Genomic DNA, 25,513 nt, shown 5'->3' on the forward strand with positions numbered 1-25,513 from the left:
TGTAGAGCCGGAGGATGCTGGAAAAATCCAGTTCACCGTTACCCTGCCCCGCATGCAGCTGGAACAGGTTGCGGGCCAGCGAGCCCATGGGGATAGACGCCTGGTTCTTCACCGCGTTATCAAACGCCAGACCTAAGTCCTTAGTCATCAGGTTCACCAGGAAGCCACCCTGGTACTCCCGCGATGCTGGAACGCCGTCCATCACACCCGGCCAGGGGTTGTACACGTTCAGCGCCCAATTGCCACCAGAGCTCTGCTTCATGATTTCCGACAGTACCGCTGGGTCCAGGCCGTTCTTGACGCCCAATGCCAGCGCCTCGCTGGTGCCTGCCATCAGGATGGCCAGCATCATGTTGTTGCAGATCTTGGCCACCTGGCCGGCGCCGTGGGGGCCGGCGTGGAAGATGTTTTTGCCCATGCCTTCCAGGATGGGTTTGGCGCGGTTGAAGGTGTCTTCTTCCCCACCGCAGATGAAGGTGAGCGTGCCGGCTTTGGCGCCGCCTACGCCGCCAGACACCGGGGCATCGATGAACGCCAGGCGCCGCGCTGCAGCGGCTTCCGCCACGGCGCGCGCAGTCTCCGGGGCAATGGTGGAGGAATCAATCACCAGGGTGCCTTCGGGCAAGGCTGAGAGCAGGCCGTCCTCGCCCAGGTACACCGCTTCCACATGTTTGCCGGCCGGCAGCATGGTAATGATGCACTCTGCACCCTCAGCCGCAGCCTTGCCGGAATCCGCAGTGCTGGCACCTTCCGCCACCAGCGCTTCCACGGCGGGCTGGGACAGATCGAATACGCTCACATCATACCCGGCCTTGAGCAGATTGGTGGCCATAGGCGCGCCCATGTTGCCCAGGCCGATAAAGGTAATCTTCGCCATGTTGCTTCTCCTTATTGTTGTATTGAAGCCAGGGGCAGTGGTTAGCCCTCGGCTTGCTGGCTGAAAAACTCGTCTACCCAGCTGTTGTCGATTTCCCCCAGCGCGGCGTAGCGCCAGCGGGGTTGCATGTCTTTATCAATCAGCAGGGCGCGGATACCCTCGGCGAACTCGCCTTTTCTCAGGCATTGCCTCGCCATGACCAGTTCGTTGTCCAATACCTGGGCCAGACTGTGCAAACGGCTGCGGTGGTAATGCTGCCAATGCAGCGCCAGCGACGTCGGGCTGGCCGCAGCCAGGCCTTTCACAGATTTGCCCAGCCAGTCGTTGCGGCTGCCGAATTCCTGCAGGCGACTAACCACCTGTTCCAGGGAGTCGGCATCGGTGGCTTGCTGGATCTGGTCGTAATGCTGCCGAACCGGTGATTCCAGTGCGGCGCTCTGGCTTTGCTGCTCGAATCTGCGCAGTACCTGACTGACCACGGTGTGGCTATCGGCACCTCGCCAGTCGGCCGCAACCAGGGTGTCGACCACCTTCGCCTTGAGTTCCTGCTTCACGAATCGGTCTGCCATGCCGGTGAACAACGCGTCGGCAGCGTTCATCCGGGCACCGGTCAAGCCCAGGAACAGGCCGGTTCGCCCGGGCATGCGATTGAGGAACCAGCCGGCGCCGATGTCCGGGTAAAGGCCGATGCTGACTTCCGGCATCGCCAGTTTCGACTGTTCGGTAACCACCCGGTGGGACGCGCCCACCATCAGGCCAATGCCACCGCCCATTACAATGCCATGGCCCCAGCAGATCACCGGTTTCGGGAAGGTGTGAATCTGGTAGTCCAGCTCGTATTCCTCGGTGAAGAACTGGTCACCATCGCCGAGTTTTCCCGGCTCGGTCATGCTGCGGTACAAAGACACAATGTCTCCGCCAGCGCAGAAGGCCTTGTCACCTTCTGCTTCCAGCCAGACGGCACATACTTTTGGATCTTCCGCCCAGCGGGTCAGTTGGGGTTTGAGCAGATGGATCATCTCCATAGACAACGAGTTGAGGTTGCGCGGTGTGTTCAGCCGCGCCACAGCAATCAACTCACCACCGATGGTTGTCCACTCTTCAAAAATAATGGGTTGCTCGCTCATAGCAGTCTCAACGGTTATTGGTTCTTCCAGTCCGGCTTGCGCTTCTCGAGGAAGGCATTCACGCCTTCTTTCTGGTCTTTGGTGTGGAACAGTTCTACGAACAGTTCCCGCTCCATGCGCCAGCCGTCGCTGTGGCTGCGACCGTCACGGGCACTCATCACCAGTTGCTTGCAGCGGGCAATAGAAGACGGGCTCTGCTTGCAGGCGCCCTCCGCCAGCTTCAGGGCCGCTGCCAGCCCCTCGCCAGAGGGCACCACCTCTTCCACCAGGCCAATCTGCAGGGCTTTCTGGGCATCCACCCGTTCGCCACACAGAATCATGCGTTTGGCCCAGCCTTCACCCACCAGCCAGGGCAGGTTCTGGGTGCCGCCAGCACAGGGCAAGAGGCCAACGCTGGCTTCCGGCAGGGCCATCTGGGCGTGCTCCTCGGCAATACGGATATCGCAGGACAACGCACACTCCAGGCCACCGCCCATGGCGTAGCCGTTGATGGCGGCGATAGACACGCCCCGGAAAGCGGTAAGCGCGGCGAAGGCTTCGCCAAAACGCTGGGCCATGTCGTTGGCGCGGGCAAGATCCCCGTCGGCAAAGGTTTTCAGGTCCGCTCCGGCGGAGAAGAACTTCTCACCCTGGCCGGTGACGACCAATGCAAAGATGTTGCGGTCCCGGTTGAGTTCTTCCACCAGTTTCGCCAGTGCCGCCAGGGAATCGGCCGTCCAGGTGTTGGCCGGCGGGTTGGCGATGGTCAGGATGGCAATGTGGTCGCGTTTTTCGAGTTGAATCAGGTCACTCATAGTCGGTTCCTTGTTGTGTCTCAGGCTGGTTACTGGATGGCTTCTGCCACGCCGTCGTCCAGCAGCCGGCGCGCGATGATCAGGCGCATGATTTCGTTGGTGCCTTCCAGGATCTGGTGCACCCTCAAATCCCGCACATAGCGCTCCAGCGGGTATTCCCGGATATAACCATAGCCGCCGTGCAGCTGCAGGGCGTCGTTCACCACCTCAAAACAGGCGTCGGTGGCGAAGCGCTTGGCCATCGCGCAGTACAGGGTTGCTTCCGGGTCTTTGCTATCCAGCTTGAAGGCCCCCAGGCGCACCATTTGGCGGGCAGCCACCAGATTGGTCGCCATATCGGCCAATTTGAACTGCAGCGCCTGAAACGCCGCCAGCGGTTTGCCGAATTGCTGGCGCTCGTGCAGGTAATTGCGGGCCCGCAGCAACGCCGACTGGGCGCCGCCGAGGGAGCAGGTGGCGATGTTCAGGCGGCCACCGTCTAAGCCCTTCATGGCGATGGCAAACCCTTCGCCTTCCTGCCCTACCCGGTTGGTCACCGGAATGCGCACGTCTTGCAGCGTCACCATCCGGGTCGGCTGGCTGTGCCAGCCCATTTTTTCCTCGTTCTTGCCATAGGACACACCCTCGGCATCGGCCGGGATCACAAAAGTCGAGATACCTTTGGCGCCGCTATCGCCCTCGCCGGTTCGGGCCATCAACACCAGAATGTCGGTGGCGCCGGCGCCGGAGATAAACACTTTGCTACCGTTGATCACGTAGCTGTCACCGTCCCGCACCGCCCGGGTACGCAGGCTGGCCGCGTCGGAGCCGGCACCCGGCTCAGTCAGGCAATAGGAAGCCAGCCATTCGCCGCTGGCGAGCTGGGGGACGACTTGCTGTTTAAGATCCTCGTCCGCAAAGCTCGCCACCATCCAGGTGGCCATGTTGTGGATGGTGATAAACGCAGCGGTTGAGGGGCAAGCCATGGCCAGCTCTTCCACAATCACCGAGGTGTCCATGCGGGACAGGCCCATGCCACCCAGGGCTTCGGGCGTGTACATGCCCATAAAGCCCATCTCACCGGCCTGCTTCATCACCTCTACCGGGAAGATGTGTTCGGCATCCCATTGCGCCGCGTGCGGTGCCATGGATTTTTCCGCAAAGGCACGGGCGGCATCCCGGAACGCCTGCTGGTCTTCGGTTAAGTTGAAATCCATCACTCGGCTCCTGTGTTTTCAGCCTGCGGCTCCCATGTGGAGCCGCGATCACTGCACCGTTAACGAAGCTGAATTGAGAAGTTCGCCTCGGGTGAGGTGGCTTCGCTGTTAAACCAGCGTGAGGTGACGGTTTTGGTTTCAGTGTAGAAGCGCACTGCCTGCTTGCCGTAGGCGTGCTGATCGCCGTAGAAGGAGCCTTTCCAGCCGGTGAACGAGAAGAACGGCAGGGGCACCGGAATGGGCACGTTGATACCCACCTGGCCCACATCAATTTCATGCTGGAACCGGCGCGCGGCACCACCGTGGTTGGTGAAGATGGAGGTACCGTTACCGTAGGGGCTGTTGTTGATCAGCGCGATGGCTTCGCCCAGGTCGTTGGCGTTCATGCAGGTCAGAACCGGCCCGAAGATTTCTTCCTTGTAGATATCCATCTCCGGAGTCACGTTGCCGAACAGGGTTGGCCCAACCCAGTTGCCATCAGGCAGGCCATCCACGGTGCAGCTCCGGCCGTCCAGCAAGAGTTGCGCGCCCTGCTTCTCGCCTGTCGCGATCAGTTGTTCAATACGCTCCTTGGCCTTGGGGCTGATCACCGGACCATAGCTGGCACCGGAATCGTTCCAGGCACCGGGGCGCACCTTGGCCATGGCGTCTTTCAGTTCCGGAATCCACTCCTGGGCCGCGCCCACAAACACTGCGACGGATATGGCCATGCAGCGCTGGCCGGCGGCACCCACGGAGGCGCCCACCAGAGCATTGATCACCTGCTGCTTGTCGGCATCCGGCATGATCACCATGTGGTTCTTGGCGCCAGCGAAGCTCTGCACGCGCTTCATGTGGCTGGTGCCGGTTTCGTAGATATAGCGGCCAACCGGAACCGAGCCAACGAACGAAATGGCCTTGACGGCCGGGTCGGTCAGCAGCACATCCACCTGTTCTTTACCGCCGTGTACCACCTGCAACACGCCTTTGGGGGCGCCGGCTTGTTCAAACAGCTCGGCCAGGCGCATGGGGGTCATCGGGTCCTGCTCAGACGGCTTCAGGATAAAGGTGTTACCGCAGGCAATGGCCATGGGGAACATCCACAGCGGAATCATCGCCGGGAAGTTGAACGGGGTAATCCCGGCACACACGCCCAGTGGCTGAATCCAGGAGTGGGTGTCCACTTCCCGCGCCACGTTCTCTACCGTCTCCCCCATCATCATGGAGGCGACATTGGCAGCGTGCTCCACCACCTCGATACCGCGCCAGACATCGCCCTTGGCGTCGTCAAAGGTCTTGCCGGTTTCCTGGGACAGGATTTCGGCAATCTCGTCGTGGTGTTCTTTCAGCAGTGCCTGGTAACGCAGCATCACCCGCGCCCGTTCCGACACCGGTGTTTCTTTCCAGCTCTTGAACACTTCCCCGGCGTTATCAATGGCCCGGCGCATTTCGGCTTCGGTGGCACAGGGCACCTGGGCGATCACTTCGTTGGTGGCGGGGTTGGTGACGTCGATCCAGTTTTCGGTCTGGCTCTGGGCAAATTCACCGGCGATGTACTGAGGTACCTTCTTCATGCTGATAATCCCTGTTTGTTGTTATGCGGGAACGCCGCTTCCCAACGGGAAGCGGCAGGATATGGAAAGAGCGTAGCACGGGGTTTGGCAAAGGGTGATTGACTAAATTTCGCCCATAATGGATTATTTTTCGATGCCACAGGAACCCAGAACCCCGAAAACCACCCAAACCTCGCAATGGCCGTTGGCCATCAACTGCATCGGGAACACCATCGTGACAATCTTTTGATCTATTGCACCGAATGACAAGCCTTCCTGAATGTCGCCGGCGCATTTTGCCACCCGCTAGAGGGTGTTTTTGTGGACACGCCCGCCTTTCATGATTAGCCGCAGATTGGCCTGCGGATCGTTCAGAAACTCCAGCCCCTGCTCCGGATTGCCATCCACCACCAACAGATCCGCCAGCGCCTCGGGCTCTATGGTGCCGAGCTTGCCCTGGTAAGGACTTCTTGGGCCAGACAAGGCGAGCAGTTCGCCATTGCGCCCGGTTGCCATGGCCAGCGTGGTAAGCGAGTCGTAAAAGCGCGTGAGTTTGGCCAGGTGTCGCAACTGGTTTTTGGTGTTCTGGGGGCTGAACAATATATCGGTGCCCCAGGCTGTTTTAACATCAAAACGCTGGGCCATCTCGTAGGCCCGCACGGTGCCTTCGGCTACCAACCGTTGTGATTCGCGGCGCGCGGCATCGGGATAGACATTGGCATCTTCATCCTGCAGGAACGGTTGCAGGCTCCACCAGGCGCCCTCACCGGCCATCATCCGCACGCTTTCCTCATCAGCCAGCTGGCCATGCTCGATGGACTTTACCCCTGCGCGCAAAGATCGCTGAATCCCCTTGGAGGTGTATACGTGCACGGCCACGTAGGTGCCCCAGTCGTCTGCGGCCTCGACAGCGGCGCGCAGTTCGCGTTCGGTAAACTGGGTGCTGTCCAGCGGGTCGTAGGTGGAGGCCACGCCGCCGCCCGCCATGAGTTTGATCTGAGAGGCACCCAGCATCAGCTGTTCCCGGGTACGCCGGAGCACTTCGGCTTCACCGTCAGCAATCACGGCAACGCCCTGCTTTTCCTGTTCACTCAGAGGTGAGGCGGTGCCCCGGGGCACTTCATGCCGCATGCGGAAATCGCCATGGCCTGAGGTTTGGGAAATCATGGCACCGGCGGGGAAAATTCTCGGGCCATTCACAATGCCCTTGTCGATCGCGCGCTTGAGGGCGAAAGAAGGCCCGCCCACGTCTCGCACCGAGGTAACGCCGCGCATCAACGTGCGCTCGGCCTCTTTGGCTGCAACCAGATGCACGTAGCCTGGGTCTGCGGTCATGGCTTCCAGCTGGCTGATGCCCGCCAGCGTGGTATGCCAGTGGGCGTCAATCAGCCCCGGCATCACAACACGACCGCCGCAATCAATGACCTCTGCATCACCGGCATCCTCAGCGTTAGCGAGCAGGGCCTGGATACGGCCACCCTCAATGCGAATGGCCACGCCGCCACGCAGGGGCCCACCACTACCATCAAACAACCTCAGGTTTTTCAGCAGTATGGGCCGGTTGTCATCCTTTGGCTGCTGGCTGAGTACGCTCGGGGCGTGCAATGCCGCAAACATCGCCATCACACCGGCCATACCTCCGATGAATTGCCGGCGGCTGATGTCCGCCATCATGCGTTCATGGAACTGTGCCAGCAGGGGCGAGCCGCACTGGCAGGCGCCATGGGCATGATGGTGATGCAACGGATGAAACTTAACGGCGTGGGGTATCGCAGGCATCAGACAGCTCCTTGTAATTTGTACCCGATTATAGACAATCTGGGCTATGCTGCGAGCCGGGCCCGGCCGCCTTTGAATCCACCAATACAGCGATCTCTGGATGCAGCCACTGGATAGTAACGTTGTTGAACAAGCCTTGCACTGGTGTGATGAGGGGCATGACTTCTGGTTCTGTACCGTGGTGAGCACCTTTGGCTCCTCGCCCCGAGCACCGGGCTCCTGGCTGATCGCCCGGCAGGATGGCGCCCACTGTGGCTCGCTGTCTGGTGGGTGTGTGGAAGAGGACTTTCTGGCACGTTTGCAGGACAACGCCTTCCAAGGCCGTATCAATCGCATTCGCTACGGCGCTCCAGACGGACCACATAACCCCCGCGTAACCCTCCCTTGCGGTGGAATACTGGATGTTCTGATTGAGCACTGGCCGGCATCTTCCGATACCCGAACACATTTTCTGGCGCTGCAGTCAGCGCTGCTGGGCAACGGGCCGATTGCCCGGGTGATCTCGCTGGAAACCGGGGACATTCATCTGGAACCTGAGAATGAGCTGGGCGCCCGGGTTACCGAGGAGTCTGGCCAGGCCCGTCTGAGATTACGCGTTGGCCCGGTCTCTCGACTGGTGATTGCAGGACTGTCACCGGTTGCCATCGCCTGCGCGAGCTTTGCACACAGTCTGGGGTTTGAAGTCATTGTGTGCGACCCAAGACCCGAGGAAGTTCGGCACTTCAACCTGGCGGACGTAACACTCCAACAGGAGTTGCCCTCGGTATTTATTGCCCGTGAGGGCTGCCATCGCGCTACCGCCGTCGTCGCGCTCACCCATGACCCGCGCATTGACGACACTGCGATGATGGAAGCGGTGAAAACCGACGCCTTTTACATCGGTGTGATGGGGTCCATGAAAACCTCTGAAAAACGGCGGGAACGGCTGGCTCGTATTGGCGGGCTGACCGGGCAACAGATCCGCAGGATCCAAATGCCCGTAGGTTTGAACATTGGCAGCAAAACGCCCGCAGAAATCGCCCTGGCGGTGATGGCAGACATTATCCGGGTTCGGCAAGGCATCTCACGCCAAAAACTTTGACCTTGCTTGCCTGGCCTTTGCATCGCTTCTACAGTTAATCTCAAATGCTCTTTGGCCCCCTATTCAGCGAAGGAACCGATTGATGGTCAGAAAATCAACCGCAGCTCTCATGTTGACCCTGACGAGCGCGGCACTTGCCGGCTGCAGCAGTCTTCAATCTGTCACCAGTGGTACCGATGATCCCTGCGCTACCCTTCAGGACATCGTGGCAGATTATCCCACCGGTTTTGCCGATTTCCGCGGAAGCAGCAGCAACTTCACTTCTGTGACGATCTACCGGGCGAAAGAGCAACTGATCAAGGGCCATTGCGAGATCTGGGCCTGGGGCAACGGGGACTCCGCCTACACCTGCACCGTGTCTGCCCCGGATAGAGCCGTTGCTGAAACCCTGCATGCCCGCGCTGCAACCGAGTTGGCTGAGTGCCTTGGGTCGAATTGGCAGGCCGAAAAGAGTGTTCGAGAACGTGATGGCAAGCCGGCGGGTGAGAGAATCCAGTTCACAAGCGGCGAAGCCAAGGCACCGTCTGTCGCTCTGCACCGGGTAGAAGACCACCGCCGCCATTCTGTGTACCTGTACATCGGGACCGGCGCCCGCTCCCCGCAGCAAAGCGACTGAGGCCTGCATGTATCCTGACTCATATCAGTCGAACCGGCATTTTTGACAGCACCCGGGAGCAGCCAGCGGTTCTCGCGCGGGGCCGCATACCCACACAGATAAAATTACATGAATGCTCAAAACCGTGCGCACGATTTGAGCCGATTAAACTAGACTTGGCCTACATTGATATAAACCGCTTTCGCTCTGGAACAAGAGGTCAACGTGCGGGAAAACGCGAGATGTTTGCAATTCATTTTGGCTGTCTGCTTGATTGTCAACGCGAATGGCGCGAGCGGCCAGTCTTCTCTGACCTTATCTGACTCCTGGCAAGCACTTCTCGAAAACGACGATCTGCTGTCAGCGAACCAATCCGCCAGCCTTCGGGCAGAAGCCCTGGCATCATCCGCGAACAGCCTTTATCTGCCCCAAGTTGACCTGGTGGGGTCGTACACGCGGCTCGACTCCCAGATAGAACTGGATGCGCTGTCTCTGAACCCTCTCAACAGCGCATCGGAATCCATACCCGGGCAATTGCTGATCGACTTGATTGGCGGCCCGGGAGCTTTCCAGACACCCGTCACAAGCCGCAACATAACGCGAAGCTCGATAAACACTCTGTGGCCGATTTATACCGGCGGAAAAATCACAGCCACGAAAAATCTGCTTCAACTAGGGCAGGCCGAAGCATCCCATGTCCTGGAAGAAGTCCGTCGGGCCCGGTTTACGGAACTGGTTGCGACCTACTTCGGCTTGGTGATGGCGCAGCGAGCGTTGAACACTCAGCAACAGGTAGAGAGTGCTCTTGCCAGGCACCTGCATGTGGCAACAGCCCTGGAGGATCAGGCACAGATCTCCGGCGTGGAGCGCCTGGCTGCGGAAGCGGCTCATGACAGAGCCAGGATTACCACCCGAGCGGTTGAGGAACATCGAGACACGGCGCACAACGCGTTTGCGTCATTGATACACATGGATTTCCGGGATAACGGGCACCGGGTTGAATCGCACCGGCTGGATCCAACGACGCCCCTGTTCACCCTCCCGCAATTACCTCCACGGGACACATTCGAAACCGGATTAAGCGAGCACCCAAGCCTCCAGCTTCTGGCCACCAAGCATGAACAGGCAAAGAACATTGCCGAGGCGAGTCGGGGCCTGTACCGCCCGGACGTTTTTCTGTTCGGCAGCTACAACGTGTATGAGAACGATTCTTTGGCAAGCGATCTCACGCCGGATTGGCTGGTTGGTGTCGGCGTCAGAGTCGCGCTGGTGGATCGCAGTGGCCGCAAGGGCAAGGTGGGCGCTGCCGACAATACGGTTCGTGAAGTGGATTCACTACAAAAGGCAGCGCAACGCAGACTGGAGTTGCTACTCGACCGGAACTACCGTGAAGCCCGGCAAGCCCTTGCTGAGCACCGGGACCTGGCATCGACCGTGGCCCTCGCAGAGCAGACGTTAAGATTGCAGGAACGCGCATTTGCTGAAGGGCTCGGGCGCTCGCTTGATGTCATCGATGCCCAAACCTTCCTGGCGACCACGCAGACCCGTCGTGATGCAGCGGCTCTCCGTTTCGTGCTGGCATTTTCTCAGTTACTGACTCTGAGCGGCGATTATGAAAGCCTGTTTTCCTACGTGTTTGATGGAGATGAAATTCAGTGACTGCGAAACGAATGGCCATTCCTCTTATCGTTGTTGTCATCCTGCTTGGCATTGTCATCGTCTTCTGGAAAGCCTATGCACCCGCACCCATCCAGTTACAGGGGCAGATTGAGGCCAGGCAACACATGGTAGCGTCCAAAATTCCGGGGCGGGTTGCAGACATTAGCGTCCGCCGCGGGGATCGCATAGAGGCAGGCACTGAGGTGTTCCGCATCGACAGCCCGGAGCTTGAGGCCAAACTGACTCAGATAGAAGCGCTTGAAACCATAAGCCGATCTCTCGCTCAAGCCGTTGAGGGCGGCACACGTGAGGAACGTATCGCCGCAGCTCGCAGCGAGTACGAAAAAGCCCTGGCCGCCGAGGCACTGGCAAAAACCACCTTTGAGCGCATTCGTGCGCTCGCCGATGAGGGGCTGGTTGCCAGGCAAAGAGCCGACGATACGTTCACGCTTTGGAAGGTGGCCGAAAAAACACGGGTGACGGCATCCGAGATATTGAAGCTGGCCGAAGCAGGCCCACGGCAGGAAGCCCGCACCGCGGCTCAAGCCGGTGAAGCAGCCACCTCAAGCTTGAGAAACGAAGTTGCTGAACTGCTGGATGACACCGTGGCGCGGGCCCACAGAGGTGGCATTGTCAGCAATGTGCTGTTGAATGAGGGAGAGCTTGCCCCCCAGGGTTTCCCGGTCATCATTGTCACCGATCTTGATGATTCGTGGGCATTGTTCAACGTCAGGGAAGATTTGCTCCGCCGAGTCCCAGAAGGCAGTGAGTTCGACCTGAGAATCCCTGCCCTTGATCAATCCGCACGATTCCGTGTCAGCCATATTTCTGTGCTCGGGGATTACGCAACGTGGCGTGCAACAACGCCGGGCCGCGGATTCGACATGAGAACGTTCGAGGTAGAAATGCAACCTGTGGAGCCAATCGCTGGTTTAAGGGCGGGCATGAGCGTTCTTCTTGAGATGGCGCCGTAAGCTCGGCAACGGACCGGAGAGCCCGATGGGTCGTGAGCATCTGACTGGCTGGAAAGCTCTGCAGGAGCAACCCTGGCTGCTTGCGGTGGTCGTTTGGCTGCCGCCGGTTCTGTTCGTGTTGTTGATCAGTATCTTCCGGATTGGAACACCGCAATCTCTTCCCGTGGGTGTCGTCAATCTGGACCATAGCCATGAATCCTTCACGGTTGAACGTCAGTTGGACGCAAGCCCGGGCCTGAGCCTGTCAAGGTCTTATGCCTCGGCGTCTGCCGGCGCAGATGCCCTTCAGCAGTCTGAGATCCTGGCCCTTGTTATCATTCCAGAAAATTTTGGGCGAGACCTTCGGCTTTCGATCAGCCCGACGGTGACCGCCTTTTACAACAATCAATATTTGTTGTCTGGCAAATTCATCAATTCGTCGTTAATAAGCGCCTCCATGGATCTGGCCGCGCGCACGGGTGTTGGCCTTAAGATCAGCCATGGCCAGACTGCCCCGGAAGCCATCACCTCGGCAGTGCCAGTGCGCCCGCAAGTCACATCGCTCTATAACCCCAACATGAGCTACGCGCGCTTTCTGGTGACGTCAATATCGCCGGCTCTCTGGCAAATCATCATCGTTATCTCAACGGTTCTGACGTTAAGCTGGCGACTCGAAAAACAAGCCATCCCGGTACCATTGATTGAGCGGAGCAAAGCGATCACGGCCGTGCTTGCGCCTGTCAGCCTGCTCCTCTGGCTCCAGGGATTGCTGATGCTCGTATTGTTCCGTTTCTTTCTGGGGTGGCAGCCATCCGGCAACATCGTCTGGCTTCTTCTTGGTTTGGCCTTGACCGTCTTCAGCGTTCAGGCCATGGCAGTTCTCATTGTCGCCCTCGTTAGGGACCGGGTAAAAGCAATGAGTGTTAGCGCTGCGTATCTCGCCCCTGCGTTTGCATTTATGGGCATTACCTTCCCCCGAGGTGATATGAATGTGATCGCATGGGCCTGGGGAGGCTTGATGCCATCCACTCATTACATCAAGTTGCAGGTAGACATTGCCGACCACGGCGCCTCCCTGCCGCTCATTGTCAGCTCACTGGTTGCATTGCTGCTTTTCCTCTTCGTCTTGCCCATAGCGCTGAAGCTACTTCCGGCAAGGCTTGACCCCAAACTTGCAGAGCAGGTGAGCTGATGATCCGCAACACCAGTCTGTGGGGTGCCTGGAAAGCCGAACTGTCGAATATCATCCACGACAGATCGGTGATGCTGGTTATGATCGGTGGCATCCTGTTCTACGCACTGCTTTACCCGCTGCCCTACCAAAAGAATGTTCCCGGGCAACAGGCCCTTGCGGTTCTGGATCAGGACCGCTCAGCGCTCGCCCGGCAGTTGATACGCATGGCCGACGCAACGCCCCAGTTGCGCGTAGCGGCCGTCCCACAAAGCATGAGTGAGGCAACCGTCCTGTTGGAGAACGATGTCGTTCACGGGCTGCTGGTCATTCCCGCCAACTTCGAGCGAGACGTCTATCTCGGGCGCCCGGTGAATATCGCGTTCGCCGGTGACGCCAGCTATTTTCTGATTTATGGGAATATTGTCGAAGGCCTGCTGAAAGCAACAACCACGCTTTCCGTTGAAACACAGATCATCAGCAGCTTCCGAAAAGGCAGCAGCCCTGCCAACATCCCCGGTGAAATCATGCCGTTCAGGATGTCTCCACATGGGGTGTTCAACCCAACGGGCGGATACATCAACTACATTGTTCCGGCCGTCTTTGTTCTGATCCTGCACCAGACACTGTTGATTGCAGCGGGCACGGTCACCATCAAGGATCGGGCCCGCCGGTTATCGGGGCTTGTCACTACCCCGCTCAGACAGGCACTTCCGCTGCGATTAATAACATTTGTGCTTGCGTACCTGATTCTGGCGCTTCTTTATTTCGGTTTTTTCTTCCAACTTTACGGCGTTCCACACGCCGCGCCGCAGCTTGCATTGATCGGGTTCAGCCTGTTGTTTCTCACTTCAACAACACTCTTTGCAATCCTGCTCGGTTACCTCTTGCCCAGGCCCGAACTGACGACCGTTATTGTTCTGCTGTCGTCGCTGCCCATCGTCTTTACAGCGGGTTTTGCCTGGCCGGCGTCTAATCTCCCGGAGTGGTTAGACGCACTCACCATGATGATTCCGGCCAAACCCGGCATTCAGGGCTTCCTGTCCCTCAATCAGATGGGGGCCCCAATCCAAAGCCTGACCTCGGAGATTGCGTACCTTTCCGGCCTCTCGTTGTTTTTTGGGCTGGGCATCCTGCTGCTCGCAATGTCCGAAAGAAGACGCAGCAGGAACCAAATGGATGCCGAATCAGCCGCCCGCTCCTACTAGGGAATGGTAGTCCGCCCGAAAACGGGCAAAGCTCAGGTATCGCCCCCGATGGTCCACCAGCTCCATGGCATCAAACGCCTCCACAAAGGCCCGTGATTCGCCCGAGCTGATCACCCCGCGGTAATCACCCGTCCAGTCCATAAACTGGACCAGATCCAGCAGCAGCGTCATCTCCAGAGCGCCGTTGGCCCGCTCCAGATAGCGGTATGCCAGTGCATAATGTTCGAAACGGTAGCTGACATTGCTGGCGTCGTTTCTGGTGGCGTCTCGCAGGGGGTCATAGTCGTAATGCCGGTAGGCAGGTGCTACGGGGTCACCCGCCACCAGGGCTGACTGGCCTTCCGCAAACCAGTACGGCAGCAAAGACGTGGAGGCAGTGTGGCGGCTCAGGTTTTCCTGAACGTAGTGGGCCAGTTCATGGGTGAAGATCTGCCCGGCCTCGTAGGGCCAGCTTCGGTGGTATGGGGCAACCGCCAATGCCGCGAGGGTGCCTGAGGCAAGATTGCTGTTGCTGACTCTCGGGCTCAAGCAGGCGATGACCTGTTCCGGGTACGGCACGGCTGAGCTGCGCTCATCGACGAAATCACGCCAGCTCATTCTGAACCGGTTGAGCACGCCGTCTATGCGGGTACTCACCTCGGTGGCGGCGGCACGAAAGGTATTTTCGCTGTAGGCGGGCGAGCCATAGACACGCACCCTTCGGTCGGCCGTTTCAAAATACAGGGTGTCGCCAATGCACACTTCCGTCTCGTAATTCAGGCTCCATCGGCCCTCGGGGAAATAGCGCCCGGTGTCTCGGGCATCCAGGAAATAGCCGCGGCTAAAGCGCTGCTCATCTCGGTCATAATAGCGATCCCCAGATGTGGCGCTCACCTTGCAGCCAGACAGCGTCACGGCCGCCAGGGTCAGCACCCCCACTACCCACAACCTGCTCGTTTTTTCCATCGTCATGCTCCAGGACCTGTTGTTTGCTTCTATATTCCCGCAGACCGGGCGCTGTGTCCGTCAACCCATGTAAAGACCAGGTAAAGGCGAACAAAACCAAGGGTTTGAGCAGCATGGATTAGGGTACGCACAACCCCTAATCCCAATATTGAAATTTTTGTAGCGCGCGCCGGGTTCTCGTGTTAAAAATCGCTCGAATCCCACCAAGAACTGCGTGCGTCCTGCGCGCTTTGTATCCATCCCTTTTCAGTGAGGGACACCATCCAATGTTCAAGTTGTGTAAGCCACAGGCGCTTGCCGCCGCTGTTGCGTTGTCTCTGGGTGCCTCTTCGGTTTTTGCCGCCGGAGAAGTGCGTGTTTATAACTGGTCTGACTACATCGCCGAGGACACCCTGGCGAAGTTCACCGAAGAAACCGGCATCAAGGTTGTCTACGACGTGTACGACAGCAATGAGGTGCTGGAAGCGGCGCTGTTGTCTGGCCGCTCCGGTTACGACCTTGTGGTGCCCTCCAACCACTACGTGGCCAAGCAGATTACTGCCAAGGCCTTCGTTGCGCTGGACCACAGCAAACTGCCGAACATGGCCAACCTGAACCCGGACCTGATGGACGACCTGGAAAAAGTAGACCCAGGCAGCAAGTTCTCCCTGCCTTACCTCTGGGGCACCAACGGCTATGGCTACAACGAAGGCCGTATCCAGAAAATCCTGGGTGACGATGCGCCCGTGGACTCCTGGGCTATGGTGTTTGATCAGGAAGTGACCAAAAAACTGGCCGCGGGCGGTTGTGGCATTGCCATGCTGGACTCCGGTGAAGAGATGGTGCGCGCCGCCATGGCCTACATCGGCCTGGACCCGAACAGCAACAACGCAGACGACATCCGTAAAGGTGGCGATGTGATCCGGGCCGTGCGCCCGAATATCACCTACTTCCACTCGTCCCGCTACATCGGCGACCTGGCCAACGGTGATCTGTGTGTGGCTGCCGGCTACTCTGGCGACATCCTGCAGGCGGCTGCACGCGCCGAGGAAGCCGAGAATGGCAACGTGATCCGCTACACCATTCCCAAAGAGGGCGCGGTGCTGTGGTTCGACATGATGACCATTCCGGCTGGTGCGCCGAACGTGGAAAATGCCCACAAACTGATGGATTTCCTGATGCGTCCGGAAATCATCGCGGATGTCACCAACTACGTGTGGTACGCCAACCCGAACAAACCGGCCAACGAGTTTGTGGATCCCGAAATCCTTAACGACACCAGCATCTACCCCACCGATGAGGTGATGAAGAAGCTGTACATCATGGAAGGTCGGCCTCAGGACACCCAGCGCCTGATGACCCGCACCTGGACCAGCGTGAAATCCGGTCGCTGACGGTGGCCGTGACCAACAACACCTCCGCGCAAGCGGAGGTGCTCCTCAGCATCAAAGGCATTTCCAAAAGCTTCGACAGCACCCTGGCGGTGGACGACGTGAGCCTGGACATCCACAAGGGTGAAATCTTCGCCCTGCTGGGTGGTTCCGGTTCCGGCAAATCCACCCTGCTGCGCATGCTGGCGGGCTTCGAAACTCCGGATTCGGGCCGCATCGTGCTGGACGGACAGGACATCACAGCCCTGCCCCCGTACCTGCGGCCCACCAACATGATGTTCCAGTCCTATGCCCTGTTCCCCCACATGACGGTGGAGCAGAACATTGCCATGGGCCTGAAGCAGGACAAGCTGCCGAAAAACGAAATCGCCGACCGGGTGGCGGCCATGCTCAAGCTGGTGAAAATGGAAGCCTACGGCAAGCGCCGGCCGCAACAGTTGTCTGGCGGACAGCAACAGCGCGTGGCCCTGGCCAGATCCTTGGCCAAACGCCCCAAACTGTTGTTGCTGGACGAGCCCATGGGCGCGCTCGACAAAAAACTGCGCACGGAAATGCAGCTGGAACTGGTGGATATCCTGGAAAAAGTGGGCGCCACCTGCCTGATGGTTACCCACGATCAGGAAGAAGCCATGACCATGGCCAGTCGCATTGCCATCATGTCTTATGGCCGCATTGCCCAGGTCGGCTCGCCCATTGATATCTACGAAAGCCCAAACAGCCGGATGACGGCGGAGTTCATCGGCTCAGTGAATGTCTTCGAGGCGAACATTCTGGAAGACAACTCCGACAGCATTCTGCTGACCAGTGACCTGCTGGATGCGCCGGTTTACATTGACCGGGGTGTGACCACGCCGGCGGAAACCACGGACACGCTGATTGCCCTGCGCCCGGAAAAGATCTACCTGACCACCGACAAACCCGACGGTGAGCAGAACTGGAGCTGCGGCACGGTGGACAACATCGCCTACCTGGGCGACATCACCTCTTACTACGTGAAGCTGGCCAGTGGCAAACGGGTGCAGGCCACCATGGCCAACGTGGAGCGCCGTGGCGAGCGGCCCACCTGGGGCGACCGGGTCTATGTGTCCTGGGAAGCCTCCAGCCCCATCCTGCTCTGGAACTGACGCCATGACCAAGAAGCTTCTGGCAACCCCCTTCGCCGAGCGGGTGCGGGCAGTGGTATTCCACCGGCGAGTCGTGTTCGGGGTACCCTTCGCCTGGCTGCTGTTGTTCTTCCTGCTGCCGTTTGCGCTGGTGCTGAAGATCAGCCTGACCTCGGCGGTGATGGCGATTCCACCTTACGAGCCGGTGTTCCGTTGGGTAGACAACACCCTGTCGGTGGTGGTCAATTTTGGCAACTACCTGTTCCTGGCCTCCGACAGCCTGTACATCGCCGCCTATTGGGGCTCGGTGAAAACCGCGTTCCTGGCCACCCTGTTCTGCCTGCTGATTGGCTACCCCATGGCCTATGCCATGGCCCGGGCGCCCAAGCACTGGCAACTGGTGTTGCTGCTGATGGTGATGCTGCCGTCCTGGACCTCGTTCCTGATTCGGGTATACGCCTGGATGGGCATTCTCGGCAATCAGGGCCTGCTGAACACGTTCCTGATGTGGCTGGGGCTGATCGACTCGCCCCTGAAAATGCTGAACACCAACTTCGCGGTGATTCTGGGCATTGTCTACGCCTACCTGCCGTTCATGATCCTGCCCATCTATACCAACCTGGTGAAGCTGGACGTACGCCTGCTGGAGGCCGCATCGGATCTTGGCTGCCGCAGCCTGAGCACTTTCTGGGCGATCACCCTGCCCCTATCCAAAGCCGGCATTCTGGCGGGCTCCATGCTTGTGTTCATTCCGGCGGTAGGCGAGTTCGTGATTCCGGAACTGCTGGGCGGGCCGGACACCCTGATGATCGGCAAGGTGCTTTGGGAAGAATTCTTCAACAACCGCGACTGGCCGGTAGCCTCATCACTCGCGATTGTGATGCTGGCGTTGCTGCTGGTGCCCATTGTGCTGTTCCACCGCTTCCAGGCACGGGAGATGGAAAAAAATGGTTAGGCTAAGAGCTCCCGGTTTCTCCAAGACCATGCTGGTGCTGGGCATGCTGTTCCTGTATCTGCCGATGGTGGTGTTGATCGTGTATTCCTTCAACGCCTCCCGGTTAGTCTCGGTATGGGCCGGTTTTTCCACCAAATGGTACGGCTCCCTGTTTGCCAACGAGCAGATCCTGTCTGCCGTGTGGATGAGCCTGCGCATTGCCTTCTACTCCGCCAGCATGGCGGTGTGCCTGGGCACCCTGTGCGCGTTTGTAATCACCCGGTTCAAGATGATGCGCGGCCGAACGCTGCTGTCCAGCATGATCACGGCGCCGCTGGTGATGCCGGAAGTGATCACCGGCCTGTCGCTGTTGCTGCTGTTTGTGCAGATGGCGCAACTGATCGGCTGGCCGGTGGACCGCGGCATGGCCACCATCTGGATTGCCCACACCACCTTCTGCAGTGCCTATGTGGCGGTGGTGGTGAGTGCCCGTTTGCGGGAGGTGGATCTGTCCATCGAAGAAGCCGCCATGGATCTGGGTTGTACGCCGCTGAAAACCTTCTTCGTAATTACCCTGCCGGTGATTGCGCCGGCGCTGGTGTCAGGCTGGTTGCTGGCATTTACTTTGTCCCTGGATGACCTGGTGATTGCCAGCTTTGTCTCCGGACCGGGGGCAACCACGCTGCCGATGGTGGTGTTCTCATCTGTACGGATGGGGGTGTCGCCGGAGATCAATGCGCTGGCGACCATCATTATTGCCGTGGTCTCGGTGATCGCACTTATCGCGTGGTTCTGGATGCGGCGGGCGGAGAAGCGGCGGTTGCGGCCCAGGTGATGATTTCTGGCTTGGGCTCCCATCCGTTTTGGATTGGGGGCGGGCTGGGAGGTGGGGAATGTGTCATCGGGTCAGGCTATATTTTCTGTTGAGAGAATGTGAGTCAGGCCTTTGCAATCCACCATCGGGTCGTCACAGTTCACCACGATGTCGGAACGGGCGATGACATAGGCCTTGCCGGTTATGTTGTTTTTGACCACCTGATATTCCCCTTCCTGCTCGACGGCTGTGAATTCACCGATAAACCCGGTTTCCCGCAAGGATATGGTTTCTAACTTGTCGCCGGGTTTGATTCGGCCTTCGTGGTTCATGAGTGCCAGTCTTGCCGAGGTGCCGGTGCCGGTGGTGCTTCGGCAGATGACGCCGGGGTGCACGTAGGTGGCGGAGCGGGAGCGGTAGTAGCCCTCGGCCACTTGTTCTACCGGGCCCATAAAGTGCAGGAACGGCAGCGGGCCTACGTCGCCCAGAGTGTAATGGGAGAAGCCCCGTTCAGCCTGGATACCCTCAACGATGGCATGGGCGGCTTCCGCCAACCTGCGTTCTTCATCCAGGGTCAGGTCGAAGCCCAGTGACTTGGCATCTACCAGGGCGTAAAAGCCGCCACTGTAGGCCACGCTGTAGTTGACCTTGCCGATGCCGGGCACGGTGATATTGGCGTTATGGGTGTGAATGTAGCTGGGCAGGCCTTCGCAGGTGATGGCTTCCACCACGCCGTCACGTACGGTGGCTTCAACGTTTACCAGGCCGGCGGGAGATTCCAGTTTGAAGTGTTGTTTGCCTTCCTGTTTGCGGACGATACCGGCTTCCAGAACCGCCGTTGCCGTGCAGATGGTGTTAGAGCCGGAGTAGATGGGGTAGCCCATCACTTCCATGATGATATATCCGGCGGCGGCTTCCGGATGAGTGGCGGGCACCAGCAGGTCAACAGACATTTCGGGAATGCCATAGGGTTCTTCCAACAGCAGCCGGCGCAGGCCGTCGGCGTCATCCCGCAGATACTCCATCTGGGCTCGCACGGTATCGCCGGGCAAAGCGGTGATGCCACCGGTCACAATACGGCTGACATCGCCGCCGGCGTGGGTATCCATCAACTGAATGGTGAGTTCCGGTTTCATCCGCCTGCCTCCAGCGCAAAAGGTTGGCCGTGTGCTTGCCATTGGGCATCCGGCACGATGACGATCTTGCCCAGATAATTGCTGCCCCGATTGACAAAGTACTCCTCCGCCCGGTGCAGCTCTGACAGTTTGAAGGCGCCATGTAGCACGGGTTTTAGATGGCCGTCGCGAATCCAGGTCATCAGCTGGTTTGCTTCTTCACGGGTGCCGTGGGATACCCCGAAAATCTGCACCTGATACAGGTAGATTCGGGTCCAGAGAATCTCGCTGATATTGCCGCCGCTGGCCCCGGCAATGCTCAGGCGCGGGTAGGTACTGCGGGCGTTCATGTCGAAGATCATGGCGTCTATGAAGTTGTCCGTCATTTCGCCGCCCACCAGATCCATCACCGCATCCAGGGGTTTGCCGCCGGTTTCTTTCTTCACCCGGTCTACAAAGGTACTCATGTCACTACGATCCAACACCGCTTCGGCGCCCAGATCGAGCAGGGTTTGGGCCTTGTCTTTCTGGCTCAATGCGTAAGGGACAGCGCCGATGATCCGGCAAAGCTGGATCAGTGCGGTGCCCACGCCGCCGCTGGCACCGGTCACCAGAACCCGCTCACCCGCCTGCACGTTGGCAGAGGTGAGCATGTGGTAGGCGGTTTGGTAGGAACACATTCCCATGGCCGCCAGTTCGGCATCGGCAAGATCCGGGTTTGGGATATGGTGAAACTGATCTGACGGCAGGGCCACGTATTCGGCGTAACCGCCATCGGCGCCATGGCCGTAGTAGTCCGGGGTCAGGTTGATATCGGTGCGGTCGTCAGTATAAATGTTAAAGTCCAGGAGGCCCCGCTCTCGGATACGGGTTTCACTGACGCCCTCGCCCACCGCCACCACTCTGCCGGCGATGTCGGCGCCCTGAATACGCGGAAACGTCAACGTGGGCTTGCCCCCCATCTGGAACGACGTCATCTCGCCTTTTTTGGTGGGGTAAAGTCCTTCCCGGGCTTTGCGATCGGTGTTGTTCTTGGCGGTGGCAGTTACCTGCACCAGTACCTGGCCGGCAGCCGGCGTGGGCACTGGTATGTCCTGGTATTCAAGTTTTTCGATGCCGCCATGGCCGGTGAGGACCATGGCTTTCATGGAAGCCGGGATCATCGGTGATGGATACTCCCTGATCTGATGAGTTCATCTATCTCGTCAGGATAGGAAAGTTTATTGAAGGTGTCAGGATGTGTTATGGGTATTCATCCAGCTTCGCGTAAGCATTATCAAACAATTACCATTCGCCTGAGCACAAAACTGAACCGGGGGCATTGCCGACAGCGTATACAAAGGCACGAAGCCTGAGTTGAACCGGAGAACCAGATGCCACCACGTTACGACACCCTTTTCTACGACGGACGCTGCCCACTATGCGCCAAGGAAATCCGCACGCTCAGAAAGTTACAACGTGGCGACCTGATCTTTGCCGATATCCACGAGCAGAATGCGCACAACGCACAGTTGCCAACACGTGAAGAACTTCTTAGACGATTGCACCTGATGACCTGGAGTGGTGAATGGGTAATCGGCTTGCCGGCCAATGTTCGTGCCTGGTCTCACACACCGTTTGGCTGGTTGCTCAAGCCTCTGTTGTGGCCGGTGATTTATCCGATCGCAAAACGGGTTTATGAAACCTGGGCAGATCGTCGGTTTGAAAAGAAGTACGCCTGTTCGGTTGGCCCATCGTAACCAGTATTAGCCGTGCCAGCGGCGTGTGAACTTCCACGATGATAGCGGCCTCTATGGCCTCGCCCCACGTGGCTGGCGCCGCCGCGCTACTACTCAGCCTGAACCCAGGGCTGACACCGGAACAGGTTGCTCAGACGCTCCGCAACCAGGCAAGCCAGAATCAGCTGACCAACCTGAACGGGTCACCGAATTTGCTGGTGAATGTGAACCCTTGAGGTAGAGAGCCCGCCAGCTACTTTGGCTGGCGGGCGTTACTGCAGTTTAAAGCAAGACTAACCGGCTAACTTGGGCAGAAATGACGTGTTCACCCAGTGACGTTTGAGGTTGGATTCATCCACCAGAACCGGCACGGTCTCCTGATGAATGTGGTCGCTGGGATCAAACCACAGGTTGTCGCTCCGAAACACATGCAGCTCCCCCGTTTGCGGGTGTTGCCACTGGCAGACAATGCGGAATGGATTCCGGCCGTTGACCGTGAGGCTGGTGTTCTGCTCAACCGACGCAAATTTTGCGAGTACTTCGGTGCCATGCTGTTCCAGGTAGGCTTTTGATCGCCCCTTCAGAACACCAAACAGCACCATCCCGCCACCGACCAACACAAACACCAGGCCGAGCCCGCCAACGATCAATGACATCCCCCACAGGGAAAAGAAACTGTTGATCTGCGCGTTCTCCGGCGCTGAGGGCTCATAAAGTACAGAAACCCGCTCACCGCGCCTGAAGGAGGGAGGGTTTGAGCCGGCGCGGGACTGAAACTCAATCTCTCGGCCACTGGCATCCTGAAATGCCACGACCGGATAATAGCTGCTGGAATCACTGGAGCGGGAATATACAAGCTCAGTCACTATCCCGCTGGTTTCGGTCGCCCGATCGATAAAGGCCGAGGTGCTGTTGTAGCTGGCAAAAGCGCCAAACAGCATGGCTACGCCGATGACAGTGAAGGTGTACTTGAGGATTTTCAGAGGCAACTAATTGATAGGTTTGGAATGATTGACGACGCAGCGGAACCCTTGGTCCGGTGAATTAACATCCTCACCATGTCTCGCATAGACGGTTGCCAACCCACCAGTGTGATCACCATGGCCGGCCAAGTCCCTCACTACCCTTCGATTAGGGTGTTTGCTGTGCGGTCGCTCTGCCACTGGGTTAGTCGAATCAAGATGAGCGTATCCGGGGTGGAACCAATCTCTCGTCCATTCAGCAACATTCCCAGTCATATCATACTGTAGTGGTCAACTAATCCCGGACAGTATTTTAAATTTATCTTGGCATTTTCGGGCAATTAAGGGTTATTTGATGGGTTCTGGCTGGTTAACGACACAGCGAAAGCCCGTACCGGGAGCATTAATGTCAACCCCACTCCGGACGAACACCGTGCCACCTCCGCCAAAACCACCACCCTTCCCAGCCCAATCGCGAACTGTTTTTTCTGGTTTATCCGAGTTTACCGGCTCTGATGGGCCACTCGGATTATCGTAAGGTGCATACTTGTAGTAGTCCTTCTGAAACCAATCCTGAGTCCATTCCGCCACATTTCCAGTCATATCATGGAGGCCAAGAGGGTTCGGAGGGTAGGTCCCAACTGGTCGGCGCTCCATAACAAGGGAGGAGTGACTAAGCATATTACCGGACGGGGGAATACTTGGGTCAATGTATTCTTTGGGGCGCTGCAAATAGGTGTCGTTGTCCTCTTCACCTGTATCCGTCGCGTAGGGAACATTCTGTCCCCGGCTCCGAGCCGCATATTCCCACTGAGCCTCAGTCGGCAACGCAAAGGGCAAGCCTGTATGGTCAGCCAGCCATGCACAGTAAAGTTCAGCCTCCAAGTAATTGGGCACCCTAGCGGGTTTGCGATAATAGTGGGGCGACAGAGGGTCATTCGAGGCTGTCGTGTATTTGCTAGCAGTATACTTATCCTCGTATAGGTGAGCTCGCCCAACATCCTTGTAATAAACTTCCATCTCGCCCCAGGTCGTCTCATATCGGGAGATGGAATAGCTATCAACTTGCACCTCAACTGGAGGACGTGCATGGTCGGTTAATGCCATGTAAGGTGAACCATCAGGCCTCCCCACATCTCCAAGCTGGAAAGAGCCTCCCTGAACAAACACCTGATTATCGACCGCTTGATATGCAATCATCTTCGCCGACTTAGGCCACTCTTCATCTCCCGATAGTGATCCGCACGCAATCAATACGAACGACAATAAAAGCGAGCCAGTTACCTTAAACACGTTAATACTCAACATGAGAAGAGCTTCCTTAGCCAATGCTACACATACGACATACATCAAATGGATCCATTTTCACCGGGCGACCTGCGACTGCAACCTGTCCCTGCAGTCCCATGATAAAAAGCTGCTGATCTGATTTGGTCTTGCCCATAAAACCGAATAGCCGTTCAAAATTGCTGTCAAACTCCTCTCGCTGAGCAACACCCTCCGGGTTCATGCGAACTACAGTTTCCTCGAAGTCTCGCCAACCCTGAAAAGAATTCACGATCTCGGTTACCGCTTGTATTTTGATATCGTTATTGCTCCAAACCTGAGGCGTGACCCACCAATCGTAAAGAATATTATCCAGTACTACGCCTTTCACTTCTGGTGGGGAGTGCAGGAACACAGAAAACTCGTTAGAGTTAATATCCCTCACAATATTTTTGGCGAGCTCTGCTCCTTCTCGCTCGCGTTTTCGAGAAACAAATACATCATTTACCAACTCACGAATGTGATCCATCGCAATCACTGCAAATTCCGCCGCCGCGTCAACAGCGGTCAGGCCACGACAAAGAGCATACAAGCTCATCCGCTGGTACCAATCGAACGCGGATGTTCTTTGGTCAAAAAGTTCCAAATATCGGAAATCCACTTCCATCAGGGCGTTGTAGACGAAGTGCAGCATACGGAGGATTTTTTGCGTTTCGACCTCTAGTAGAAAACTCCCTGCGGCTCCGGCACCCAAAACGAGCCCTGCGTGGGCATTGCAATAAAACTTTCCTGTGGTTTCACTGAAGTGCAATCGAATATTAAACTCCGCTCCTGCACCAAACGCAGCCTCGACCTTCTTCCCGATACTACAGAGCCTATCCCACTCTCGCGCTTCAGTTAGAACATCTCTCCAGCGCAGCTCACCTGAAACTTCACACCCGCCGCGGATACCCGCAAATACACCACCTTCTATCTCTGCTTTCTGCCCGTTCTGTCTTGCAGCGATTCCTTTTATAGTTGGAAGGCCATCGGTAGTAGATACATGAACATTACCGGCAACAAGTGCTGAGGCACCGGCAAATCCAGAAAGCGAAGCCATAATCGCCGCCTGGAAATGCCCCAGCGAAGCAATTCTCCGCTCGCCGTCCCAACCGCCAACCCGGTAAGGGATCTGGATTTCCGACCGATTATTCACAGGAAATGCCTGCTCTATACCCACTTTGCCTTGAGCCAGAGCAAACTGCCCTTCTAACCTCGCTTGAAAGTGAACTTCGCCTTTTCTCGGATCAAACTCACCAGAAGCACTTGAACCGG

General features: G+C 57.8%; 24 protein-coding genes and 1 pseudogene. 12 read left to right on the plus strand and 13 right to left on the minus strand.

The window, feature by feature from the left end; genetic code table 11:
- From mmsB to IBX51_RS09795, 6 genes are all read right to left on the minus strand, one after another.
- A partial coding sequence (gene mmsB, locus IBX51_RS09770; protein WP_291831017.1) for a 3-hydroxyisobutyrate dehydrogenase occupies nt 1–877 on the minus strand: 877 nt, incomplete at its 3' end.
- A gap of 41 nt (nt 878–918) precedes the next feature.
- Nucleotides 919–2,004 (minus strand): enoyl-CoA hydratase/isomerase family protein, encoded by a 1,086-nt coding sequence (locus IBX51_RS09775; RefSeq protein WP_291831018.1) that lies wholly within the window; start codon nt 2,002–2,004, stop codon nt 919–921.
- Nucleotides 2,005–2,018: 14 nt separating this feature from the next.
- Nucleotides 2,019–2,798 carry an enoyl-CoA hydratase gene (locus IBX51_RS09780; protein WP_291831019.1) on the minus strand — a complete coding sequence of 260 codons (780 nt, stop codon included), beginning with the start codon at nt 2,796–2,798 and terminating at the stop codon, nt 2,019–2,021.
- Nucleotides 2,799–2,827: 29 nt separating this feature from the next.
- Nucleotides 2,828–3,994: an acyl-CoA dehydrogenase family protein gene (locus IBX51_RS09785; protein WP_291831021.1), complete on the minus strand. Its 1,167-nt coding sequence runs from the start codon at nt 3,992–3,994 to the stop codon at nt 2,828–2,830.
- A 59-nt stretch (nt 3,995–4,053) separates the two neighbouring features.
- A complete protein-coding gene (locus IBX51_RS09790) occupies nt 4,054–5,547 on the minus strand; it encodes a CoA-acylating methylmalonate-semialdehyde dehydrogenase (RefSeq protein WP_291831022.1) in 1,494 nt (497 codons plus the stop codon).
- 285 nt (nt 5,548–5,832) lie between these two features.
- A complete protein-coding gene (locus IBX51_RS09795; RefSeq protein ID WP_291831023.1) occupies nt 5,833–7,305 on the minus strand; it encodes an amidohydrolase family protein in 1,473 nt (490 codons plus the stop codon).
- Nucleotides 7,306–7,405: 100 nt separating this feature from the next.
- On the opposite strand from IBX51_RS09795, the gene IBX51_RS09800 reads away from it, so the two are divergent.
- From IBX51_RS09800 to IBX51_RS09825, 6 genes are all read left to right on the plus strand, one after another.
- On the plus strand, nt 7,406–8,386 hold the full coding sequence (locus tag IBX51_RS09800) for an XdhC family protein (RefSeq protein ID WP_291831024.1): 981 nt from the start codon (nt 7,406–7,408) through the stop codon (nt 8,384–8,386).
- A 109-nt stretch (nt 8,387–8,495) separates the two neighbouring features.
- Entirely contained in the window at nt 8,496–9,002 is a 507-nt protein-coding gene (locus IBX51_RS09805) for a hypothetical protein (protein WP_291831025.1), read from the plus strand.
- Nucleotides 9,003–9,251: 249 nt separating this feature from the next.
- A complete protein-coding gene (locus tag IBX51_RS09810) occupies nt 9,252–10,640 on the plus strand; it encodes a TolC family protein (RefSeq protein ID WP_291831027.1) in 1,389 nt (462 codons plus the stop codon).
- Nucleotides 10,637–11,614 (plus strand): efflux RND transporter periplasmic adaptor subunit, encoded by a 978-nt coding sequence (locus IBX51_RS09815; RefSeq protein WP_291831028.1) that lies wholly within the window; start codon nt 10,637–10,639, stop codon nt 11,612–11,614. The genes IBX51_RS09810 and IBX51_RS09815 overlap by 4 nt, the downstream gene beginning before the upstream one ends.
- Nucleotides 11,615–11,639: 25 nt before the next feature.
- Nucleotides 11,640–12,785 carry an ABC transporter permease gene (locus IBX51_RS09820; protein WP_291831029.1) on the plus strand — a complete coding sequence of 382 codons (1,146 nt, stop codon included), beginning with the start codon at nt 11,640–11,642 and terminating at the stop codon, nt 12,783–12,785.
- Nucleotides 12,785–13,972, plus strand: coding sequence for an ABC transporter permease (locus tag IBX51_RS09825; RefSeq protein WP_291831030.1), 1,188 nt, complete (start codon nt 12,785–12,787; stop codon nt 13,970–13,972). The genes IBX51_RS09820 and IBX51_RS09825 overlap by 1 nt, the downstream gene beginning before the upstream one ends.
- Here IBX51_RS09825 and IBX51_RS09830 read toward each other — a convergent pair.
- Nucleotides 13,952–14,917, minus strand: a complete 966-nt coding sequence (locus tag IBX51_RS09830) for a hypothetical protein (protein WP_291831032.1) — start codon at nt 14,915–14,917, stop codon at nt 13,952–13,954. The two genes, IBX51_RS09825 and IBX51_RS09830, sit on opposite strands and share 21 nt — an antisense overlap.
- Before the next feature lie 266 nt (nt 14,918–15,183).
- Between IBX51_RS09830 and IBX51_RS09835 the strand changes: the two genes are divergently transcribed.
- Genes IBX51_RS09835 through IBX51_RS09850 form a run of 4 tightly spaced genes read left to right on the plus strand, consistent with a single transcriptional unit; the run spans nt 15,184 to nt 19,159 of the window.
- On the plus strand, nt 15,184–16,290 hold the full coding sequence (locus IBX51_RS09835; protein WP_291831034.1) for a polyamine ABC transporter substrate-binding protein: 1,107 nt from the start codon (nt 15,184–15,186) through the stop codon (nt 16,288–16,290).
- A 2-nt stretch (nt 16,291–16,292) separates the two neighbouring features.
- On the plus strand, nt 16,293–17,411 hold the full coding sequence (gene potA / locus IBX51_RS09840; protein ID WP_291831035.1) for a polyamine ABC transporter ATP-binding protein: 1,119 nt from the start codon (nt 16,293–16,295) through the stop codon (nt 17,409–17,411).
- Nucleotides 17,412–17,415: 4 nt separating this feature from the next.
- The gene (locus tag IBX51_RS09845; protein ID WP_291831036.1) at nt 17,416–18,345 is read left to right on the plus strand and encodes an ABC transporter permease subunit; all 930 of its coding nucleotides are present in this window, start codon (nt 17,416–17,418) and stop codon (nt 18,343–18,345) included.
- Nucleotides 18,338–19,159, plus strand: coding sequence for an ABC transporter permease subunit (locus IBX51_RS09850; protein ID WP_291831037.1), 822 nt, complete (start codon nt 18,338–18,340; stop codon nt 19,157–19,159). Before IBX51_RS09845 ends, IBX51_RS09850 begins: the two co-directional genes overlap by 8 nt.
- 71 nt (nt 19,160–19,230) lie before the next feature.
- On the opposite strand, the gene IBX51_RS09855 is transcribed toward IBX51_RS09850, so the two are convergent.
- Nucleotides 19,231–20,274, minus strand: a complete 1,044-nt coding sequence (locus IBX51_RS09855) for a proline racemase family protein (RefSeq protein ID WP_291831039.1) — start codon at nt 20,272–20,274, stop codon at nt 19,231–19,233.
- Nucleotides 20,271–21,416 (minus strand): zinc-binding dehydrogenase, encoded by a 1,146-nt coding sequence (locus tag IBX51_RS09860; protein WP_291831040.1) that lies wholly within the window; start codon nt 21,414–21,416, stop codon nt 20,271–20,273. Before IBX51_RS09860 ends, IBX51_RS09855 begins: the two co-directional genes overlap by 4 nt.
- Nucleotides 21,417–21,626: 210 nt before the next feature.
- Here IBX51_RS09860 and IBX51_RS09865 point away from each other — a divergent pair, with 210 nt between their 5' ends.
- Nucleotides 21,627–21,992 (plus strand): thiol-disulfide oxidoreductase DCC family protein, encoded by a 366-nt coding sequence (locus IBX51_RS09865; RefSeq protein ID WP_291831041.1) that lies wholly within the window; start codon nt 21,627–21,629, stop codon nt 21,990–21,992.
- 38 nt (nt 21,993–22,030) lie between these two features.
- On the plus strand, nt 22,031–22,207 hold the full coding sequence (locus tag IBX51_RS09870) for a S8 family serine peptidase (protein ID WP_291831043.1): 177 nt from the start codon (nt 22,031–22,033) through the stop codon (nt 22,205–22,207).
- 57 nt (nt 22,208–22,264) lie between these two features.
- On the opposite strand, the gene IBX51_RS09875 is transcribed toward IBX51_RS09870, so the two are convergent.
- From IBX51_RS09875 to IBX51_RS09885, 4 genes and pseudogenes are all read right to left on the minus strand, one after another.
- On the minus strand, nt 22,265–22,960 hold the full coding sequence (locus IBX51_RS09875; RefSeq protein ID WP_291831044.1) for a DUF3592 domain-containing protein: 696 nt from the start codon (nt 22,958–22,960) through the stop codon (nt 22,265–22,267).
- Nucleotides 22,961–23,209 carry an SUMF1/EgtB/PvdO family nonheme iron enzyme gene (locus IBX51_RS15065; protein WP_367166346.1) on the minus strand — a complete coding sequence of 83 codons (249 nt, stop codon included), beginning with the start codon at nt 23,207–23,209 and terminating at the stop codon, nt 22,961–22,963.
- A 72-nt stretch (nt 23,210–23,281) separates the two neighbouring features.
- Nucleotides 23,282–24,241, minus strand: a complete 960-nt coding sequence (locus IBX51_RS09880; protein WP_291831045.1) for an SUMF1/EgtB/PvdO family nonheme iron enzyme — start codon at nt 24,239–24,241, stop codon at nt 23,282–23,284.
- A 13-nt stretch (nt 24,242–24,254) separates the two neighbouring features.
- Nucleotides 24,255–25,513, minus strand: a pseudogene (locus tag IBX51_RS09885) (peptidoglycan-binding protein LysM); the annotation flags it as partial.

This window comes from Marinobacter sp. (assembly GCF_014859525.1).
Taxonomy (GTDB): Bacteria; Pseudomonadota; Gammaproteobacteria; order Pseudomonadales; family Oleiphilaceae; genus Marinobacter.

Coding starts and splice junctions, on each gene's coding strand:
- IBX51_RS09830 (WP_291831032.1), bottom strand. CDS start 14,917: ATGGAAAAAACGAGCAGGTTGTGGGTAGTGGGGGTGCTGACCCTGGCG.
- IBX51_RS09845 (WP_291831036.1), top strand. CDS start 17,416: ATGACCAAGAAGCTTCTGGCAACCCCCTTCGCCGAGCGGGTGCGGGCA.
- IBX51_RS09775 (WP_291831018.1), bottom strand. CDS start 2,004: ATGAGCGAGCAACCCATTATTTTTGAAGAGTGGACAACCATCGGTGGT.
- IBX51_RS09790 (WP_291831022.1), bottom strand. CDS start 5,547: ATGAAGAAGGTACCTCAGTACATCGCCGGTGAATTTGCCCAGAGCCAG.
- IBX51_RS09865 (WP_291831041.1), top strand. CDS start 21,627: ATGCCACCACGTTACGACACCCTTTTCTACGACGGACGCTGCCCACTA.
- IBX51_RS09880 (WP_291831045.1), bottom strand. CDS start 24,241: ATGTTGAGTATTAACGTGTTTAAGGTAACTGGCTCGCTTTTATTGTCG.
- IBX51_RS09870 (WP_291831043.1), top strand. CDS start 22,031: ATGATAGCGGCCTCTATGGCCTCGCCCCACGTGGCTGGCGCCGCCGCG.
- IBX51_RS09795 (WP_291831023.1), bottom strand. CDS start 7,305: ATGCCTGCGATACCCCACGCCGTTAAGTTTCATCCGTTGCATCACCAT.
- IBX51_RS09860 (WP_291831040.1), bottom strand. CDS start 21,416: ATGATCCCGGCTTCCATGAAAGCCATGGTCCTCACCGGCCATGGCGGC.
- IBX51_RS09780 (WP_291831019.1), bottom strand. CDS start 2,798: ATGAGTGACCTGATTCAACTCGAAAAACGCGACCACATTGCCATCCTG.
- IBX51_RS09850 (WP_291831037.1), top strand. CDS start 18,338: ATGGTTAGGCTAAGAGCTCCCGGTTTCTCCAAGACCATGCTGGTGCTG.
- IBX51_RS15065 (WP_367166346.1), bottom strand. CDS start 23,209: ATGACTGGGAATGTTGCTGAATGGACGAGAGATTGGTTCCACCCCGGA.
- IBX51_RS09785 (WP_291831021.1), bottom strand. CDS start 3,994: ATGGATTTCAACTTAACCGAAGACCAGCAGGCGTTCCGGGATGCCGCC.
- IBX51_RS09825 (WP_291831030.1), top strand. CDS start 12,785: ATGATCCGCAACACCAGTCTGTGGGGTGCCTGGAAAGCCGAACTGTCG.
- IBX51_RS09835 (WP_291831034.1), top strand. CDS start 15,184: ATGTTCAAGTTGTGTAAGCCACAGGCGCTTGCCGCCGCTGTTGCGTTG.
- IBX51_RS09800 (WP_291831024.1), top strand. CDS start 7,406: ATGCAGCCACTGGATAGTAACGTTGTTGAACAAGCCTTGCACTGGTGT.
- IBX51_RS09820 (WP_291831029.1), top strand. CDS start 11,640: ATGGGTCGTGAGCATCTGACTGGCTGGAAAGCTCTGCAGGAGCAACCC.
- IBX51_RS09855 (WP_291831039.1), bottom strand. CDS start 20,274: ATGAAACCGGAACTCACCATTCAGTTGATGGATACCCACGCCGGCGGC.
- IBX51_RS09805 (WP_291831025.1), top strand. CDS start 8,496: ATGTTGACCCTGACGAGCGCGGCACTTGCCGGCTGCAGCAGTCTTCAA.